General features: G+C 67.8%; 19 protein-coding genes. 6 read left to right on the top strand and 13 right to left on the bottom strand.

All coding sequences use genetic code 11. From position 1 onward, the window contains the following. Nucleotides 1-122: 122 nt before the first annotated feature. The 5 genes from P7V53_RS22255 to P7V53_RS22235 form a co-directional block, all read right to left on the bottom strand. Nucleotides 123-1,004 carry a hypothetical protein gene (locus P7V53_RS22255; RefSeq protein ID WP_280151699.1) on the bottom strand — a complete coding sequence of 294 codons (882 nt, stop codon included), beginning with the start codon at nt 1,002-1,004 and terminating at the stop codon, nt 123-125. A 3-nt stretch (nt 1,005-1,007) separates the two neighbouring features. Continuing rightward, the gene (locus P7V53_RS22250) at nt 1,008-1,373 is read right to left on the bottom strand and encodes a hypothetical protein (protein ID WP_280151698.1); all 366 of its coding nucleotides are present in this window, start codon (nt 1,371-1,373) and stop codon (nt 1,008-1,010) included. Between the two features lie 245 nt (nt 1,374-1,618). After that, nucleotides 1,619-2,671, bottom strand: coding sequence for a peptidyl-prolyl cis-trans isomerase (locus tag P7V53_RS22245; protein ID WP_280151697.1), 1,053 nt, complete (start codon nt 2,669-2,671; stop codon nt 1,619-1,621). 434 nt (nt 2,672-3,105) lie between these two features. Continuing rightward, a complete protein-coding gene (locus P7V53_RS22240; protein WP_280151696.1) occupies nt 3,106-3,660 on the bottom strand; it encodes a hypothetical protein in 555 nt (184 codons plus the stop codon). Between the two features lie 90 nt (nt 3,661-3,750). Beyond that, complete coding sequence (locus tag P7V53_RS22235) at nt 3,751-4,758, bottom strand: ornithine cyclodeaminase family protein (RefSeq protein WP_280151695.1); 1,008 nt, start codon at nt 4,756-4,758, stop codon at nt 3,751-3,753. A 122-nt stretch (nt 4,759-4,880) separates the two neighbouring features. On the opposite strand from P7V53_RS22235, the gene P7V53_RS22230 reads away from it, so the two are divergent. Beyond that, nucleotides 4,881-5,777, top strand: coding sequence for a LysR substrate-binding domain-containing protein (locus P7V53_RS22230; RefSeq protein ID WP_280151694.1), 897 nt, complete (start codon nt 4,881-4,883; stop codon nt 5,775-5,777). Nucleotides 5,778-5,848: 71 nt separating this feature from the next. Here P7V53_RS22230 and P7V53_RS22225 read toward each other — a convergent pair whose 3' ends face one another. Together P7V53_RS22225 and P7V53_RS22220 are read right to left on the bottom strand one after the other, a co-directional pair. Continuing rightward, complete coding sequence (locus P7V53_RS22225) at nt 5,849-6,280, bottom strand: hypothetical protein (protein WP_280151693.1); 432 nt, start codon at nt 6,278-6,280, stop codon at nt 5,849-5,851. A gap of 29 nt (nt 6,281-6,309) precedes the next feature. After that, a complete protein-coding gene (locus P7V53_RS22220; RefSeq protein WP_280151692.1) occupies nt 6,310-6,747 on the bottom strand; it encodes a nuclear transport factor 2 family protein in 438 nt (145 codons plus the stop codon). 77 nt (nt 6,748-6,824) lie between these two features. Here P7V53_RS22220 and P7V53_RS22215 point away from each other — a divergent pair, with 77 nt between their 5' ends. Then, a complete protein-coding gene (locus P7V53_RS22215; protein ID WP_280151691.1) occupies nt 6,825-7,481 on the top strand; it encodes a TetR/AcrR family transcriptional regulator in 657 nt (218 codons plus the stop codon). Between the two features lie 222 nt (nt 7,482-7,703). Then, nucleotides 7,704-8,057: a DUF1428 domain-containing protein gene (locus tag P7V53_RS22210; RefSeq protein WP_280151690.1), complete on the top strand. Its 354-nt coding sequence runs from the start codon at nt 7,704-7,706 to the stop codon at nt 8,055-8,057. A gap of 36 nt (nt 8,058-8,093) precedes the next feature. On the opposite strand, the gene P7V53_RS22205 is transcribed toward P7V53_RS22210, so the two are convergent. Beyond that, nucleotides 8,094-8,864, bottom strand: a complete 771-nt coding sequence (locus tag P7V53_RS22205; RefSeq protein WP_280151689.1) for a hypothetical protein — start codon at nt 8,862-8,864, stop codon at nt 8,094-8,096. Between the two features lie 82 nt (nt 8,865-8,946). On the opposite strand from P7V53_RS22205, the gene P7V53_RS22200 reads away from it, so the two are divergent. After that, the gene (locus P7V53_RS22200; protein WP_280151688.1) at nt 8,947-9,159 is read left to right on the top strand and encodes a hypothetical protein; all 213 of its coding nucleotides are present in this window, start codon (nt 8,947-8,949) and stop codon (nt 9,157-9,159) included. Here the strand turns inward: P7V53_RS22200 and P7V53_RS22195 are convergent. From P7V53_RS22195 to P7V53_RS22180, 4 genes are all read right to left on the bottom strand, one after another. Continuing rightward, the gene (locus P7V53_RS22195) at nt 9,145-10,095 is read right to left on the bottom strand and encodes a hypothetical protein (RefSeq protein ID WP_280151687.1); all 951 of its coding nucleotides are present in this window, start codon (nt 10,093-10,095) and stop codon (nt 9,145-9,147) included. The genes P7V53_RS22200 and P7V53_RS22195 overlap by 15 nt on opposite strands. A 212-nt stretch (nt 10,096-10,307) precedes the next feature. Beyond that, a complete protein-coding gene (gene fghA, locus P7V53_RS22190; protein ID WP_280151686.1) occupies nt 10,308-11,153 on the bottom strand; it encodes an S-formylglutathione hydrolase in 846 nt (281 codons plus the stop codon). A gap of 6 nt (nt 11,154-11,159) precedes the next feature. Then, the gene (locus P7V53_RS22185; protein ID WP_280151685.1) at nt 11,160-12,269 is read right to left on the bottom strand and encodes an S-(hydroxymethyl)glutathione dehydrogenase/class III alcohol dehydrogenase; all 1,110 of its coding nucleotides are present in this window, start codon (nt 12,267-12,269) and stop codon (nt 11,160-11,162) included. A 40-nt stretch (nt 12,270-12,309) separates the two neighbouring features. Continuing rightward, complete coding sequence (locus P7V53_RS22180; protein ID WP_280151684.1) at nt 12,310-12,573, bottom strand: metal/formaldehyde-sensitive transcriptional repressor; 264 nt, start codon at nt 12,571-12,573, stop codon at nt 12,310-12,312. Nucleotides 12,574-12,715: 142 nt separating this feature from the next. On the opposite strand from P7V53_RS22180, the gene P7V53_RS22175 reads away from it, so the two are divergent. Both P7V53_RS22175 and P7V53_RS22170 read left to right on the top strand, forming a co-directional pair. After that, a complete protein-coding gene (locus tag P7V53_RS22175) occupies nt 12,716-14,086 on the top strand; it encodes a sensor histidine kinase (RefSeq protein ID WP_280151683.1) in 1,371 nt (456 codons plus the stop codon). A 137-nt stretch (nt 14,087-14,223) separates the two neighbouring features. Next, the gene (locus tag P7V53_RS22170) at nt 14,224-14,529 is read left to right on the top strand and encodes a hypothetical protein (protein WP_280151682.1); all 306 of its coding nucleotides are present in this window, start codon (nt 14,224-14,226) and stop codon (nt 14,527-14,529) included. A 31-nt stretch (nt 14,530-14,560) separates the two neighbouring features. On the opposite strand, the gene P7V53_RS22165 is transcribed toward P7V53_RS22170, so the two are convergent. Then, the gene (locus tag P7V53_RS22165; protein WP_280151681.1) at nt 14,561-17,101 is read right to left on the bottom strand and encodes a winged helix-turn-helix domain-containing protein; all 2,541 of its coding nucleotides are present in this window, start codon (nt 17,099-17,101) and stop codon (nt 14,561-14,563) included. Nucleotides 17,102-17,158 lie beyond the last annotated feature (57 nt).

Here is a 17,158-nt window from a genome sequence, read left to right as displayed (position 1 = left end):
GCCGCGGGCTTGGGCTGCGCGCCTGCGGCAAGGGGGCTCAGCAGGACGACAAGCGATGCGGCGGCAAGCCGAAGACGGCATCCGTGCGACGAGTTGCGAAAGCATGCGGACATTGCATCCTCTCAGTCGGCCCGATGCTTCATTTCGAAGATCAGGTCATCGAAATAAGGTTTTTCCTTCAGGCTCGCGCGCGTCTCCGGGAAGTGCAGCACTTGCAACTGGGCGCTGTTGCCGTCAAACCGCCGCAGCGCAACGGCGACACGCTCGCGGTTGGGCAGTCGCACGTTGTTGAGTGCGGGAAAGTCGAAGTACGACAGCCAGAACGCGCGTTCCACCACGGGTTGCGGCGCATCGGCACGGCGTACCTCGAGCCGCAGTTGCGCGGTCTGCTGGATCGTGTCGACGGCGAGCACTTCCAGCGTCAGGTTGACGGTCGACTGCCTGCCGCTTGTCGTTGGTTCCGACAATGGCTTCAGGTCACGCTTGAGCAGCAACTTGCTGCCGAAGTTGGGTGCCAGCGTCTCCGCGAAGTCGCTGATCTCGGTGTCCCAGCGGTGGTCGACATCGGCGAGCGACGCGGCTTGTCGATCCGCGATCTCCTTGCTGATGTCGATCAGCCGTGTGCGCAACGCCTTTGTCGACTCGGCGTTCTGCATCTTCTGCAGCGCCGCGTGGACATCCTTGAAGAGCGGGGACAGGTCGAAGGAATCGTGGAAGTTCAGCGCGAGCATCTCGAGGCCGACCACCATCTTCACGGGATCGGCCTGCGGGTTGCCGAGGAAGTTGTCGATGACGTAGCGGAACATCTCCTTGCGGAGGTTGCTGTCGGACTCTTCTCGACGGGCAAGCAGGTCGGTGTAGAACTGCTTCGTCGACTCGGCGTGCTGCCTGTCCGAGAGATAGGAGGTTCCGAAGTAGCCGACAGCTGCGACGGCCACCGGCAGCAGCGCCTTCAGGACGATATCGGCCTTCTCCCATCGGTCCTTGGGTTTCGATGAGGCCATGCCTCACCTCCGTTGCAGGGAGGTATTGCTTCCGGACTTCCTGATCTCGAGGTTGTAGCGCTGCGGACTTCTGTAGGACTGGACGGTCACGCCCTCCAGGCCGCGAACCGTCAGCTTGCACGGTCCTTCGCTGCCGACGAACAACCGGAACGAGCCGAACTCGTCCGTGGATCTGGTGTCGCTGGTGCCGGCGTCGCACCGGATCGAGACGGATTCGTTGGGCACCGGCTTGTTGTTTTCGCTGATCGTTCCGAAAACCTCACCGGCACGAGCCCCCGCCGGAGCGGCCGACAAGGCAGCCAGCAGCGCCAGCCGCAGTGCCGAGTTTCTGGCGATCGCCCTTCTCACGGAGGCACTCTTGCGTTTCATCGCGATCTCCCCGTTGGAGAGACAACGTATGCCCTCTCGACTGGAACCGCATCCCCAATGGAATGGAGAACCGGGCGGGCCGCGTGCCTGTGGTCGCGGACCGGAAAGACAGGCCCCTAAGCGTAGGGGGAGGGCGACCGACATCGCCACGGGGGCACCCACCGCGCTTCACGCGCGCGAGCCGAGGGCGGACGCGCAGGCATGGAAGTCAGCGTGACCCTGTCCCCTCGAACCCGTGGCCGTCCTCAACGTTTCATCAAGTAGGGCTCGAGCACGGCACGCCAAGGCTCTGCCACCGCCAGGTGTGCATCGTCTCGCAGCTGCTTCAGATACTCGGACCGTGCCTTGTCGGCACGCTCCGAGGTCATCACGCCACGCACGAGGTTGTCCCTGAACGAGTCGTCGCGCTGGTTGATGCGCAGCACCACGTAGCCGTCGTCTCCCTTGATGGGGTCGGCGACGCCGCCTGCCTTCAGGTCCTTGACGCCCGCCGCGATGTCCGGGCGCAGCTCGGAGACAAGAAACCAGCGCGGCTTGCCATCGCCGTCCGAGAGCACGCCCCGGGTCTTGCGGGTCGCCTCGCGCTCGGAGTTCTTCTCCACCAGTTCCTCGAAGCTCGTCGTGCTCGCGCGGGCGTGCCGGGCGAGGTCGGCCGCGCTGGCCCTGACCTCGTTCTCGCTGCGGCCGGCAAGGCCCAGGAACAGCTCGGACAACGTGACGCTGACAAAGCGGTCGCGGTGCGCGTTGTAGTAGTCGCGAAGCTGCTTGTCAGTCAGGCCGTAGTAGATCTTCGCATCCACCTCGCGCCGCAGCACCGCTTCACGCATGAAGCTGCGGTGCATCGCCTTCTTGACGTCGGCAAGATCCAAGCCGTCCCTGCGCATGGCCTCCTCGAGCTCTTCGGGGGTGCGCAGGTTCACCTGTCTGCCGATGCGTAGCACCTCGCGGTTGACCTCGGCGTCGATGTCCCCGGACATCTCCAGTTCGTTGGCCCTCTGGACAAGAAGCGCCTCGTTGATGAGATTCAGGATGATCTCGGGCTGCCTCTTCTCGACCTCGCCCCGGGCCTGCTCCGTCGTCATCCCACGTTGCTTCGTGAGCGTCGCCCCGAGTTCATGGCTCTCGCGCAGTACCTGCGAGCGGGTGATGACCTCGTTGTTGACCTGTACGACGATCTCGTCGCGTACCACCGGCGGATTCTCGTGTTGCTGAGCCACGGCCACGGCGGTGACCACGGAAAACGCAACCACCATCCACGGCGTGCGCCATGGTTCGCGCCGGGCTCCAGCAGTTCTCATGGTCGAAGCCTTTCTGGTCGGGGTCCCACGTCGGCATCCGCACCAGGCAGGCGCTGTCGGCGCTGTTGTTCCTTGTACTCCAAATCGCCGGCGTGTCGGACATCCCGGTGACGTGCGGCAAGGCGTCTCTCAGCCTGCGCGAGGCGGAATTCAGCCGCGCAGGCTCTCAGACTGCTGCCCGAAGGCGACCTGGTGCCGGTGAGTTCGCCGGACCTGCTCTGGCTGGAACCGTGAGCTCGGGTCCCGGTCCGCAATGGACCGGTCGTTGTCAGGGTGCGAGTCCCGAAGGGCCGTGGGTCCCTTCGGGACATGTCCCCCGCACTCGGCGTTCAAGCCGCGTTTCATGTCATGACCGTTTTTGGAAGGTTGTGTCCGCACTGGAACCACGACACGCCGTCGCGGTGCGCAGCGGGCGCGACCGCGCGTCGAGATCTCTAGCGGCAGCTGAACCTCGGGTTCCAGTCGTTGAACAGGCCGTTCGGGTTGTGCTCCCACAGCCACACATGCAGCTCGTAGAAGGGCATGGCTGTGCCGTAGCGGTTCGGCGTGCGCACCAGGTGCATCGGATGGCCGAAGAGCACGGGGGGCTGGGGATGCGCGGCGTCCCAGTACGGCGCGAACACCACGTACTCGAGCGCCACCAGCTCGTGCCTGCCATGGCGGTCCTGGCGATAGACCAGGAACTCCGGACGCATGGGGTCGAGCTCGGCGTCGCCCACCAGCGCAGGGTTGACGTAGTGGATGCCCATGCCCCCTTGACCGGGCTGGTCGACGCAGTCGCCGTTCAGGTCGGGAAACTTGGTGTACCCGGCGGCCAGTGCGCTCTGCAGGTCCGTGAACGGCCTGGTGGCCTTTCGGGCATCGTGCAGCAGCTCCTGCAGCTTGAAATCAGTGGGCTCGGGGTCGCCGTGAGCGTACGTCGTCGTCGTCACGCAGGCGGCGCCCAGTGCGAGGCCGATGCAGGCAAGGATGGCATTGGGTTTCATCATGACTCTCCTGGGTTGGTGAGGCCGGCCTGGCCTCGGTTGACGTGAACGGATCAAGAACGGGAGCGCAGGGCTCATGTCGCGGCGTGCGCATCACCAGCGCATGAAGTCGCCGACGCCCTGCTCGACCGCGCAGCGCAACGCGAGGTTCGCGGCCACCAGGTCTTCCATGGCAATGCCCATTGCCTTGTAGACGGTGATGTCCTCGTCGTTGCAACGGCCCGGCGCCTTGCCCAGCGCGACAGCACCCAGCGTGGTCGCCCGGGCACGATCGATCGTCGACAGCTCGGCGCATCCGACCGGCGGGGGCAGCAGCGCATCCAGGGTTTCGACGAAGAGTCGGTGCTCGCGCGGCAGGCGCACCGGCAACTCGCCGGCCGGAGGGTGATAGCCGACGGATGAGACATGGGTACCGGGCCGAAGCCAGTCCGGATCAATGACCGGCTCCGCGCTGTGGGTGGCCAGGCACACCACGTCGGACTCGGCGACCGCGGCGCGCGCATCGCCCGGCGCGCGTGCCAGTGGATGACTTGCGGCCAGCCGCCGGGCTTCGTCGTCATGCAGTGAGCAGACGTTGATGTGGTCGAACTGCCGCACGAGCGGGAGCAGGCGCAAGTGCTCGCGCGCCTGCACGCCGGCGCCGATCACGGTGGCGACCCGCGCGTCGGGGCGCGCCAGCATCCGGACCGACAGTGCAGCGGACGCCGCCGTGCGCACCGCCGTGATGTAGGTGCCGTCCATCACGCAGCAGGCGACACCCGTGTCTGCCTCGTACAGCGTGATCAGCGACAGATGGCTCGGCCACCCCGCGCGCAGGTTGCCGTCGAAGACATTGACGACCTTGACCGCGATCTTCGAGCCCGGTTGCCATGCGGGCATCGCCAGGCTGAATCCCCGGCCCGGAATCACGATCTCCGGTCGGGGCGGCGCCTGCACCTCACCGCGCTCGAGGGCCTCGAACCCCTCTTCCAGGGCATCGAGCAGTCGAGGCAGGGGCAGGCAGCGCTCGACGTCGGATTCGCTCAGGGTGCGGACCGGGAGGCCGCCCTTGCGGATCTCGAAGGCCGCCTTGTCGAGCTTGGTCGAAGAGGTGTTGGTCATGATTGTGGTGAGCTGGGCTCAAAGGTCCGTGTGGCAATGCACACATATTTGTCCCTCACAACCGGAAGCTCAAACGCTTTGGCTTGCTTTCACTTGAGCACGACTCAAGCGTAAGATGAGCCATGGCCTTGTCGACGATGCTCGTCAACCAGCTGCGCGCGTTCGAGGCGGTGGGCCGGCATGGCAGCTTCAAGCGCGCGGCCGACGAACTGCACGTGACGCAGTCGGCGCTCAGTCACCACGTGAGGCACCTCGAGCAGCACCTGGGCATCGCGCTGCTGCGGCGGTTGCACCGGCGCATCGAGCTCACTGATGACGGACGCCGCCTGTGCACCGAATGCAGCGCCGGGTTCGAGTCACTGGAACGCGCGGTTCGGCAGTTGCTGATCAGCGATGCGCAAGACGCGCTGACCGTCAGCATCGCGCCGTACTTCTCCGCGAAGTGGCTCACCCCGCGGTTGGGCCGGTGGTGGGCACGGCACCCCAACATCGATCTGCAGCTGCGCCACGCTTATCAGCCGGCGGACTTCCTGCACGACGACGTCGATGCCGGCATCAACTGGGGCCATGGCCGCTGGGAGGATGCGGAGGTCAGGAAGGTGCTGACCGGCGAGTTCGTCGCCGTGTGCACCCCGGCGCTGGCGCGCGAGCTCGCACCGCGCAAGGGGCTGGCCGCGCTCGCGCGGCAGCGGCTGCTTTGCGAGTTCGACAAGCGCCACTGGGAAGAGTGGTTCAGGCGTGCGGGCGACACGTCGTCCCGCCGGCTCGACGTGGTGCTGATCGACGACTCGCATGCCTTGCGTCGCGCAGCCGTCGACGGCCACGGCGTGGCCCTGTTCTTTCGCGGCCTGTTGCAGGACGACCTGCACTCCGGCCAATTGGCGCAGTTGCTCGACGTGACCGTGGATCCGGGAGCGGCGTACTACTTCGTGCGGCCCAAAGGCAAGCCGGTCAACGCGAAGGTCGCTGCCTTCCAGCGCTGGTTGATGGACGAGGTGCGGCGCGCGCCCTTCGCGTGATCAACGACGCGGCATGCCTCGCGCTGCATCCGGGGCTCGTGTCGTCGGCCGAGACGCGCCCCATGGCCTCGTCACGACAGGTGCAGTCGCGCCGTCTCGCCGCCTTTTGTGCTGGTGGCGGACTGCGCACCGATGCGGGTCAGCACCAGCCAGGCGAAAAGCGCCACACCGATGCCGACGACGACGGAGGCCAGGCCGATCACCGGCTCGGCCGCCGTGTAGCCCTTGAGCCGCAGCGCCAGTGCGGCCAGCATGACGGGCACGCCGGTGTTGTGCAGCCAGAACTGCGCTGTCGCCACCGGCCCTTCGGTGACGGCCGGATGGGCCATGCCGATCAGCGCGAACAGTGCCATGCTGACCCAGCCGAGGAGATTGAGGTGTGCGTGCACCGCGGTGAGCGAGTGGTCGCCGGAGGCTCCCATCGCGATGCCCAGCGCGACCGCGACGACGAAGTAGACGATGCCCACGCGGAACCAGGCGCGGCTGCGAGCGTTGTCGGTCATGGAGATGCTCCTTGATGTTCGGTGGACCGTCACGATGCGACCGGCGCAGCGCCCAGCTGCCGCATGATGGAGGCGAGATCGATCCACACGTTCTCGCGCCGGATCAAGCCATCGGGCGCCATGTCGAACACGTGCAGCAGGCGAAAGCTCAGGCGCCGGCCTCCGCCGGAAATGCCGAACGGCGTTCCGGGCGCGGTGCCCTCCCACATGCTCTCGTCGACGACGAAATCAGGCCCGTAGTAGCGGCGCAGCGACGTCACCTTCTCGCCGCTCAGATCCGCGAACAGCGCGTCGTAGAAGGCGCGCGCCTGCTGGACACCGTGCAGCGGGCCGGTGGGCGAGCCGACCACTTCGTGCTCGACGTCGGGGCTCATCGTGCTCAAGACGCCCTCGACATCGTCATGCGCCTCGAAGCGGAAATGGCGATCGATCATGCGATCGAACTGTTCCTTGGGGATTGCTTCCATGGTGTTCCTCGCTCATGCGACAAAGATGTATAATGAGACCGTCTCTCTTCATGAGACAGCAATCTCATTATGAAGCAATGAAAACCGACACGTCAAGCGGGGATTCGCGCGGCGCCACGGCCGGCGACGGCCGCGTCAATCAACGCCGGCGCACGCGGCGCGCGCTCATCGAGGCCGCGCTCGCACTGTGCGAGGGCGGCCGCAAGCCAAGCTTCCCGGAAGTGGCGGAGCGCGCGATGGTGTCGCGCGCCACGGCCTATCGCTACTACGCCTCGGTCGAGGACCTGATCAGCGACGCGATGTTCGAACGGGCAGTGCCGCCACTGGAAAGCTTCTTCCGTCGCGGGCACGACGATCCCGCGGAAGCGGCCGCCCGCGCGGCGCGCACCATGAACAAGCTGCTGCTCGACGACGAGGTGGGCTTGCACGCGGTGGAGCGTTCGTTCATGTCGGCATGGCTGGACAGCCCGCCGGAGTCGCGGCCGCCGCGCCCTGCGCGGCGCATGCAGTACGTGACGCCCATCGTCGAGGCCATGAAGAGCGAGCTGACCGCCGGCGCGCGACGACGGCTCGTCCATGCGCTGGCCATGCTGATGGGAACGGAAGCGGCGCTGTCGCTGCGCGACGTTGCCGGCGCCAGTCTCGACGAGGCGCTGGCCGCCAGCGGCTGGGCGGCGCAGGCGTTGGTGCGGCAGGCCCTGGCCGAGGCCCGCGAGCGATCCGGCAAGCGCTAGTGTCGTGAGTTGGAAATACGTGGCATTTCGATTCGACCAGATGGTGATGATCGGGCGGCTGCGCGAAGGGGCCAATACTGGACTCACGACACTAGGGAACGTTTGCGGTCGGCAGCCACGCCTGCATGGAGGTGTAACAGTCGGCCTCCGATGTCGAAGCCGGCAGCCGCGGTCCGTCGTGTCAGGGAGGGCGCAGGGGCGCCCCGACAAAAGGAGATGGACATGTCGTACGTGGATGGATTCGTCGCTGCCGTGCCTTCCGCCAACCGCGAGGCGTATCGCAAGCACGCCGAGCGGGCGGCCGTGGTGTTCAAGGAACACGGCGCCGAGCGCGTGGTGGAGTGCTGGGGCGACGACGTGCCGGAAGGCAAGGTCACCTCGTTCCCGATGGCGGTGAAGCGCAGGGACGACGAGACGGTGGTGTTTTCGTGGGTCGTCTGGCCGTCGCGCGCGGTGCGCGACGAGGGAATGAAGAAGGTGATGGCCGACCCGCGCCTGCAACCCGAGAGCAACCCGATGCCGTTCGACGGACAGCGCCTGATCTACGGCGGCTTCGAGCCCATCGTGGACGTCTGAGCGAGGGTCACATCACCTCGACGAGCGCGCGCGTCGTCAGTCCGCCTGGCACTTCAAGCTGGCAATCAGGTCGGTGTCCTTGGCCTCGATGGCCTTGAGGCAGCTCTGGTACTTCAGCTTGGCCAGTTCCAGCGCAATGCTGCTGGTCATGTCGGCGGCCTGCGAGGTGCGCCGGCTGCTGAAGGCCGTGAAGAGCTGCCCTATGGCGGCGAAGTAGGGGGTGACGATGGCAGCGGGCAGCTTCAGGAGCGCAGCAGCTTCCCCGTCCGTGTCCTGCACATACTTGGACGGCACGCCAGCGCCATGCGCGAGGGTGATCTTTGCATCGTTGTTGGCAAAGGCCGTGCGCGCAAGCGGCAGGAAGTGCGTCGCCGACTCGGAAGGCGAGTGCACGATGGTCTCTGACTTCAGGCCGGAGGAGGAGATCGTCACCTTGTACGGGAGGTTGGTGCGATAGAACACGCCCGCGTACGTGTTCCCGTCGGTCAGGTTGCTCGTCGGACCGATATCGTTCGTCCTGGAGTCGAGGTTCCATCCATGCCGTTCGATGCTGACCCGGATGCCGCTGCACAGATCGCGCACGTTCGGGCCGTCGACCGGCAACAGGTAGCTGTAGCTGCCGTCCTGCAGGCATTCATCCGTGGCTGCCATCAACTTGGCCCCCGTGGGGCTGGACTGGATGACGAGGTTGCTGCCGCGAACGTAGCCGGCGAGGGTTCCCAGACCGGCGAGCGCGGCCACGGCGTCGCCCGTCTGGTTGGCTTGGGAACTGGTCAGCAGGCCGGCCTCGCTCACGTCCAGGTCCATCGTGTTCTTGGCAAGCAGGTGGGGCTGGTAGTCCAGCTGGTAGGCCTTGCTGCGATCTGCATACGACGTGGAAGGCGCCGCCGTGATCGACGTGATGCTTCCGCTCGCTGCCGTGATGGTGATCAGGACGTCACGCTTGGGCATGAAGTACATCAGCCCGCCGCTGGACCGCGTCACGCCGGGCGTCGAGTTCACCGCTGCGCATCCACCGAGTGCGGCAGCGCCGCACAGCGCCATGGTCGACATGATCCTCCTCATTGCGATCTCCTGGTGGTTCGAGTCAAAGAGCGAATGAAATGCCCAGCGCCTGGAGCACCGGGCCGATGGGATTGCAGATGCTGACCTGGTCGTTGCCGGAAAAGTGAAGGCCGACCACGTGCCCGGAGGCTGTATCGACGACGAGGGCACCAGAGTCGCCCGGATCGGCAAACGACGTGCAGAGGATCTGGTCGACGAAGCGAACCAGACCCAGTCCGGGGTAGGGCAGCAGGGTGCGAAAGTGCTCGTCGATCACATGGGCCTCGGTCTGCTGCGTCGCCTTGCCGGTCTTCATCACCTGCATGCCACGCCGCACCTTGCCAATCCGTCGGGGCGCCGAGACGCCCGGGATATCGAATCGAATGCTTCGGGCCTTGTCGGGCAGGATCTCCGCCACGGCAGCATCCACGAGGTTCTCGCCGAACCCGTCGAGCGGCGCGAACGCAACCAGCCTGGCGACAAGATCGGTGGACAGTTTTCCGCCGTCCGTCGTGCCGGGCGCGAGGATGGGGTCGCCGAGCCTGGCCTTGCCGCTGCGCGCCAGCACATGGGCGTTGCTGAGGATGCAAGGCATGCCGTTTCGCTGCACGATGGCGCCGATGGTGCCCGCTGCGGTTGCGGCGTGCGACACGCTCGCGCCGCTGCGCAGTCCGGTGACCGCGGAATGGTGGAGTCGGCACGGCCCGATCTCCTTGACGTCGGTCAGGTAGCTCCGGTCGCCCCACACGCAGACGAAGGGCGGAACGACCATGTCCCCGCGCACCTTGCTCAAGGGCGTCTTCCTGCGCACGTAGAAGCAAAGACTCAGCTCGCCGGTCGTTTCATCATCGGTCGTCTTCTCGCTGATCCCCACACCGACGATGTTGCGCTGGTGGGTCAGCGCGCGCAGGCGACGCAATGCGGCCGTGCGGGCCGAGCCAATGGGCGGCAGCGGATCGCCCGGCGGGGCAGCCACGAGGTCGAGCGCGATCACCAGTCCTTTCGGTGTAGGCGAGCTCATGCGAAGACCACGCTCCACCGGGCGATGATCTGCCGCGAATGCGCGCCGCGTCTCGAGCCCCGCATGACCATCGGTCTCTCCTCTGCGATGGCGCAGTTGTAGTTGTCGAGCCTGCGCACGCGCATCCTCCGGATTGCGGATGCAGGTCCGCTGCCAGCCGTCTTCCTCGACGTTTCGACGGGCGGTCAGGTCGTCCTTGCGGGAACGAGTGCATTCGCGTGGAAGGCCACGTGCTCGCCCATGAAGCTCGCGATGAAGTAGTAGCTGTGGTCGTACCCGGGACGCATCCGCAGCGCCAGCGGATGTCCGGCGGCCGTGCACGCGGCCTGGAGCAACTCCGGCCTGAGCTGGGTGGAAAGGAATTCGTCCGCCTCGCCCTGGTCCACGAGCAGCGGCAGCCGTTCGGGCGCCGCGGCCATCAGCGACACCGCGTCGTGTGCCGCCCAGGCGTTGCGGTCCTCTCCCAGGTACGCGGCGAAAGCCTTCTGGCCCCAGGGCACCTGGCCGGGCGCCACGATCGGCGAGAAAGCCGAAACGCTGGCATAGCGGCCAGGGTGGCGCAGCGCTAGTGTCAGCGCGCCGTGGCCGCCCATGGAGTGACCGAAGATGCCGCGACGTCCGCCGGCCGCAAAGTGTTGCTCGACCCATGCGGGCAGCTCGTGCACCACGTAGTCCTCCATGCGGAAGTGCGTGGCCCACGGTGCCTGCGTGGCATTCAGGTAGAAGCCCGCCCCCTGGCCCAGGTCGTACGCCGGATCGTCGGCCACGGCGCTGCCGCGCGGACTGGTGTCGGGTGCGATCACGATCAGCCCGTGCTGCGCCGCATGCTCCTGCGCCCCGGCCTTGGTGATGAAGTTCTGCTCGGTGCAGGTGAGGCCGGAGAGCCAGTACAGCACCGGGCAGCGCTCGCCGCGCAGCGCCGCCGGCGGCAGATAGACGCCCACCTTCATCTCGCAGCCCAGCGTGCTGCTGGCGTGCCGCCACACCTCCTGGCGGCCGCCGAAGCTGGCATGGTGCTCGATGCGTTCCATGGCCGATCAGTAGTGAACCACCGAGCGGATCGACCTGCCTTCGTGCAGGAGGTCAAAGGCCTGGTTGATGTCGGTCAGCGGCATCGTGTGCGTGACGAACGGCGCCAGCTTGATCTTGCCCTGCATCGCGTCCTGCACCATGCCGGGCAGTTCCGATCGACCCTTCACGCCGCCGAATGCAGTGCCCTTCCAGGTGCGCCCGGTCACCAGCTGGAAGGGGCGCGTGGAGACTTCCTGCCCCGCACCGGCGACGCCGATGACGATGGACTGGCCCCAGCCGCGGTGCGCGCATTCGAGCGCGGCGCGCATCACGCTCACGTTGCCGATGCACTCGAAGGAATGATCGACGCCCCAGCCGGTCATCTCGACGATCACCTGCTGGATGGGCTTGTCGTGGTCCTTCGGGTTCACGCAATCGGTGGCGCCGAATGTGCGCGCGAGATCGAACTTCGACGGGTTGGTGTCGATGGCGATGATGCGACCTGCCTGCGCCAGCTGCGCGCCGTGGATCACGGCCAGACCGATGCCGCCCAGCCCGAACACGGCGACCGTGTCGCCGGGCTGCACCTTCGCCGTGTTCTTCACCGCTCCCAGCCCCGTGGTGACGCCGCAGCCCAGCAGGCACACCTGCTCGGGGTCGGCGTCGGGGCTGATCCTGGCCAGCGACACCTCCGCCACCACGGTGTACTCGCTGAAGGTCGAGCAACCCATGTAGTGGTGGAGCGGCTGGCCGTTGTACGAGAAGCGACTGGTGCCGTCGGGCATCACGCCCTTGCCCTGCGTCGCGCGCACCGAGATGCACAGGTTGGTCTTGCCGGACTTGCAGAACAGGCACTCGCCGCACTCGGCCGTGTACAGCGGAATGACGTGGTCGCCGGGTTTCACGCTGGTGACGCCTGGACCCACCTGCTCGACGACACCGGCCCCTTCGTGGCCCAGCACGACGGGGAAGAGTCCTTCCGGGTCATCGCCGCTGAGCGTGAAGGCATCGGTGTGACACACGCCGGTATGGGTGATCCGCACCAGGACTTCGCCCTGGCGGGGCGGTTCGACGTCGATCTCGACGACCTGCAGCGGCTTGCCGGTTTCGAAGGCAACGGCGGCGCGGGATTTCATGGGGAGTCTCCTTGTCTGGCTTGATCGAGAGGCCGCGCAGTCACTTGAGGTATGAGCGCACGAGCGTGGTGACGTCCCGCGCCACGGTCGATGCCTTGCGGGACGCTGCAAGCTGCTCCCGGATATGCGACTCCAGGACTTCCGACATCAGCCCGTTGATGGCACCGCGGATGGCAGCAAGCTGCTGCAGCACTGGAGCGCAATCGCCCCCGGACTCCAGTGCCCGCTCCAAGGCCTCGGCTTGTCCACGAATGCGCCGCACCCGCGCCAGCGCCTTCTTCTTGTCTGTCGGTGAGTGCGGCATACGTGGACGATGATACTCCCAGGGAGTATATGGGGTCACGCCTGGCCGGAGGCCGCGCACGTCCGCGGCGTGACCCGGCGTTGCCCTTGCCGCCGTCATGGTGGCCGCGCGGCCTGCCTGCGGTTGCGCACACGACAATGGAATGGCAGCCGTATTGGCTGGTGAACTGGAGCGCGCCGCAATGCCATCGGGTGAGACCGGGTTCACGGCCCTGGCCGCGTACATCGCGCAGCGACGCGGAGCCATCCTGCAGGCATGGCGCAAAGCGGTGACATCCGATCCCGCGCTGACCTCCGGCGCGTCGCTTCCCCGCGCCCAGCTTCACGACCACATTCCAGCGCTCCTCGTCGACTTCGAGCAAAGGCTGGGCGCCGGCGGCAATGCCGCGGCGGGAGACGTCAAGGACGCCAGGAAGGTACAGAAGGGAGATGCCGCAGCCCACGGCCTGCATCGATGGCAGCAAGGGTTCGACCTGGCAGAGGTCACGCGCGAGCTGTCGCAGCTCAACGAATGCGTCGTGGTCGAACTCGACACCTACGCGCTTGCGCACCCGCAGCTCGATCACGCCGTGATGTCGTCGGCCCGAAGGATCTGGGCGCAGCAGTACGGTGCCGCCATTGGCGCGAGCACCACGCAGTACTTCCGGCTGCAGCAACTCGAGGCCAACAGCCACATCAGGGATCTGGAGCACGCCCTCGAGTCGCTGCGCGAGCTGGAACAGCACCGCGCCCAGCTGTGGCAGCAGGCCGCCCACGACTTGCGGGGCAATCTCGGCGTGGTCGCGAACGCGACCGCAGGCCTCGCGTCCGCCAATGCTTCCGAGCTGGCCCGCAGCAACTTCCTGCGCCTGCTCGATCGCAACGTGGGCGCATTGCGCCACTTGCTGAACGACGTGACCGGTCTGGCCCGCCTGCAAGGAGGGCAGGAGCATCGGAATGCCGAGGGCATGGACGCCTCGGCCGTCTTGCGCGACGTGTGCGAGGGCTGGCAGGCGTATGCGCAGGAGCGCAACCTGTTCCTCGGGTTCAACGGCCCTCCCGTGCTGTGGGTCGAGGGCGACCCGGTCAAGACGAGACGCATCACCCAGAACCTGGTGCTGAACGCCATCAAGTACACCCGGCAAGGCGGCGTCACGGTGAGCTGGGGAGACAGCGACGATGGCGATACGCAGCGCTGGTTCATCCAGGTGCAGGACACAGGGCCCGGATTCCATGCCGGCCCAGGGTCGCAGCTGGCGGGCGCGCTGGAAGAGGCGACGCACCAGGCCAGGCAGATCTCGACGGACGCGACTCACGGCGAGATCACGCATGCGGACGGCAGTCGCGCCGAGACCCGCCAGCTCGAACGCCACGACCCCCGCGAGGTTCATCAGAACGCGGGCGAGGGCATCGGACTGTCCATCGTCAAGCGTCTTTGCGAGCTGCTGGACGCGACGCTGGAAGTGGAGTCGAAGATCGACGTGGGAACGACGTTCCGCATCCTGCTGCCGCGGCAGTACGCTGAAGGCGCTTAGGCCGTACGGGCGGCAGCGACCGCATCCGCTTCACGACATTGGAGGACTTTTCAGACGAGCCTTCAGGACTTGCTCGTCTGCGCCGCCGAAAGTGAGAAGACCCGCCACCACCGGACGACCCGGGAAAGGACTTCTCCATGACACACCACGCTCGGCGCTGCGCCTCGATGCTTCTGATGGCCATCGCCACGCCCACCACTTTTGCCCAGGTGCCTGCCGCACCGGCAGCCGGCCGCCTCGGAGATCATCCGGCGGTGGTCGTCCAGCGGCTGCAGGCCACCGCCGGCTACGACTACGCTTCGAGGTTCTACCCTCATCCCGCGCGCCTCTACCTTCTGCCCGCTTCGCCCGACGAACTGGAGCGCATGCGTCGGGCGGCGCAGGCCGCGGTGATCGACTCCACGCCGGAAGACCCGCAACCCGGCCCCCTGGCGCGCCGCTGAGGCCGGTTCGCCGCCCGGCCCGTCGGGAGCCTCACGCGGCGGCAACGCCGCCGAACGCGATCGCGGCGATGTCGGCATCACGCAGCACCGCGCCTTCGGCCCGGGCTCGTGCGAGCTCGGCGTCGCCGAGCGCGAGGCGGCCGATCGACAGTGCGCGGTTCGTCGCCTCGGTTTCGTTGCGTTCGCGCGTTTCCTCCCGGGCGGCGTAGATCGCCTCCGAGTACGCCGCCAGCATCACCGCCGCGCGCGGCCGCCCGTCGAGTGCGCAGAACAGCGCGAGGTATGCGGCCGCCGCGTGCTGCAGGTCGAACGCCGGCGCTTTCGACCATGCCGCCTGCGCGACAGGGCGCGCCTGCGCGACGTCCATCTGTACGAGGAGCGCGGCGAGCAGGTTGATGCGGGCGAAGGTCAGGCCGTACTCGTGCCGCGTGCCCCGCAGCGTCTCCACGAGCTCGCCGCCGAGCCGTGCCGCGGCGCCGGCGTCGCCGGCGGCCAGCTCGGCGTCGATGAGGTTGCCGGTGGGGATGGACGCATTGCCGCCGCGCTCGCGGTCCAGCGCCAGCAGGCGGCGACCGAGGCGCAGCGCCTGCGCGGTGTCCTCCTCCATGCGGGCCACCCACTGCGCGGCCTCGCACCCCCACAGCAGGCGTTGCGCCGGCCACGACGGATCCTCGATGCGCTGCAGCTCCCCGAGCAGCGCGCGCGCCGACGGCAGTTCGTCGGTCTGCGCCGCGGCGCTCGCCGCGCGGCACAACGCGTGATAGAGCCCGAAGCGGTCGGGCTGCCGGGCATCGAGCCGGCGCGCGAGCGCGAGCGCGCGCTCGGCGGCGCGGCGAGCGCGCCCCTTCTGCGTATCCGCGAGCACGCAGCTCAGCTCGAGCCAGGCTTTCTGCTGCAGCGGCTGCGGCAGCTCGGGCGCGATCGCGGCCTCGCATGCGTCGGCCAGCGCCATGCGTTCGATGTGCAGCGATGGCAGCAGGGCGCGCAGCATCGTCGCGCCGATCCGCAGGGCCAGCTCGGTTTCCCCGGCTTCGCTCGCCCAGTGCAGGGCGGCGCGCGCGTTGTCGAGGTCCGGCTCGCGCCGATGCAGCCAGTCGTCGACGCCCACGCGGCCGCTGAAGTACTCGTCGTACGCCTCGTCGAACATCGACGCCACGGCGAGCGCGTGTCGGCGCTGCAGCGCGTCGCGCTCGCCAGCGGCGTCCAGGCACTCGAGCGCGTACGCGCGCGGCGTTTCCAGCAGGCGATAGCGCGGCTCGTCGTCATCGCCCGACAACGCCACCAGGGAGCGGTCGACCAGCGTGTCGAGCGCGTCGACCACACCCCATGCGTCGAGCCCGGGCTCGACCAGCACCTGCCGGATGAGCGCCAGGGAGCCGCTGCCGGCGATGACACCCAGGCGGCGGAACATCTGCTGCTCGCGATCGGCCAGCAGCTCGCAGCTCCATTCGAGCGCTGCGCGCAGCGTGCGCTGGCGTCCGGGCGCCGCCCGGTCGCGGCCGCGCGTCAGCAGCGCGAAGCGGTCGCGCATCGACACGAACAGCCGCCCCACGCCGAGCAGCGGCGCTCGCGCGGCCGCCAGCTCGATGGCCAGCGGCAGCCCATCGAGCGCGCGGCACGTCTCGATGACCGCGGCCGCATTGGCATCGGAGAGATGGAAGCGACGGTCGACCGCGTGCGCGCGCTCGGCGAACAGCGCGACGGCCCCGTAGCGAAGCGCCTCGGCCGGTGGAAGCGCGACATCCGGCACCGCGAGGGGACCGATGCGGAACACCTGCTCGCTCGGCAGGCGCAGCGGCGCCTGGCTGGTGACGACGAGTCGCAGGCCGGGCGCCGCGTCGTGCAGCGCACGGCACAGCGCCGCCACGTCGTCGAGCAGGTGCTCGGCATTGTCGAACGCGAGAAGCATCCTCAGCGCCGACACCGCGGACACCAGCCCGGCGAACGCGTCCCCGTGGCCGCCGTGCACGCCGAGCGCGCCCGCCACCGCCCCCGGCAGCGCCGCCGCATCGTCGAAGCCACCCAGCTCGATCCAGCACACGCCATGCTCGTAGGCATCGCGCCGCGCCGCGAGGACATGCTGCGTGAGCAGCGACTTGCCGATGCCGCCGGGGCCGACCACGCTGACGAGGCGTCCGCGGTCGATCGCTGCGCCGAGCTGGGCCAGCTCGGCGTCTCGGCCGAGCAGCGACGGCAGCCCGGCCGGCAGGTTCGTCTTCAAGGCAGGCGGCACGGGCGCGACGGCGGGCTCGGCCTCGCCCGTGGCGGCGATGTGGGCGGCGAAGCGGTAGCCGCGGCCCGGGACGGTGGCAATGACGTCTCCGCCGAGCACCTTGCGCAAGGCGCTGACCTGCGCCGCCAGGTTGTTTTCCTGCACCACGAGCCCCGGCCAGACGAGGTCCATCAGCGTGGCCTTGCCGACGAGCCGTCCCGGCTGTTGCGTCAGGGCCTGCAGCACATCGAACGCGCGGCCGCCGAGCTCGACCGGTTCTCCGCGGCGCAGCAGACGGCGCTCGTGCGTCCGCAACTCGAAGTCGCTGAAGCGCAGGATCGTCTCGGCCACCGGGGTCATGGGCGAAGCGTGGAGGGGTGACGTAGCTTAGCAGCGCGGCCCCTCGCCGATTCATCG

The sequence above is a fragment of the Piscinibacter sp. XHJ-5 genome, from assembly GCF_029855045.1.
Lineage (GTDB): Bacteria > Pseudomonadota > Gammaproteobacteria > Burkholderiales > Burkholderiaceae_C > Albitalea.
The sequence above is the reverse complement of the archived record's forward strand: the minus strand, read 5'-3'. Positions and strand labels throughout refer to the sequence as shown.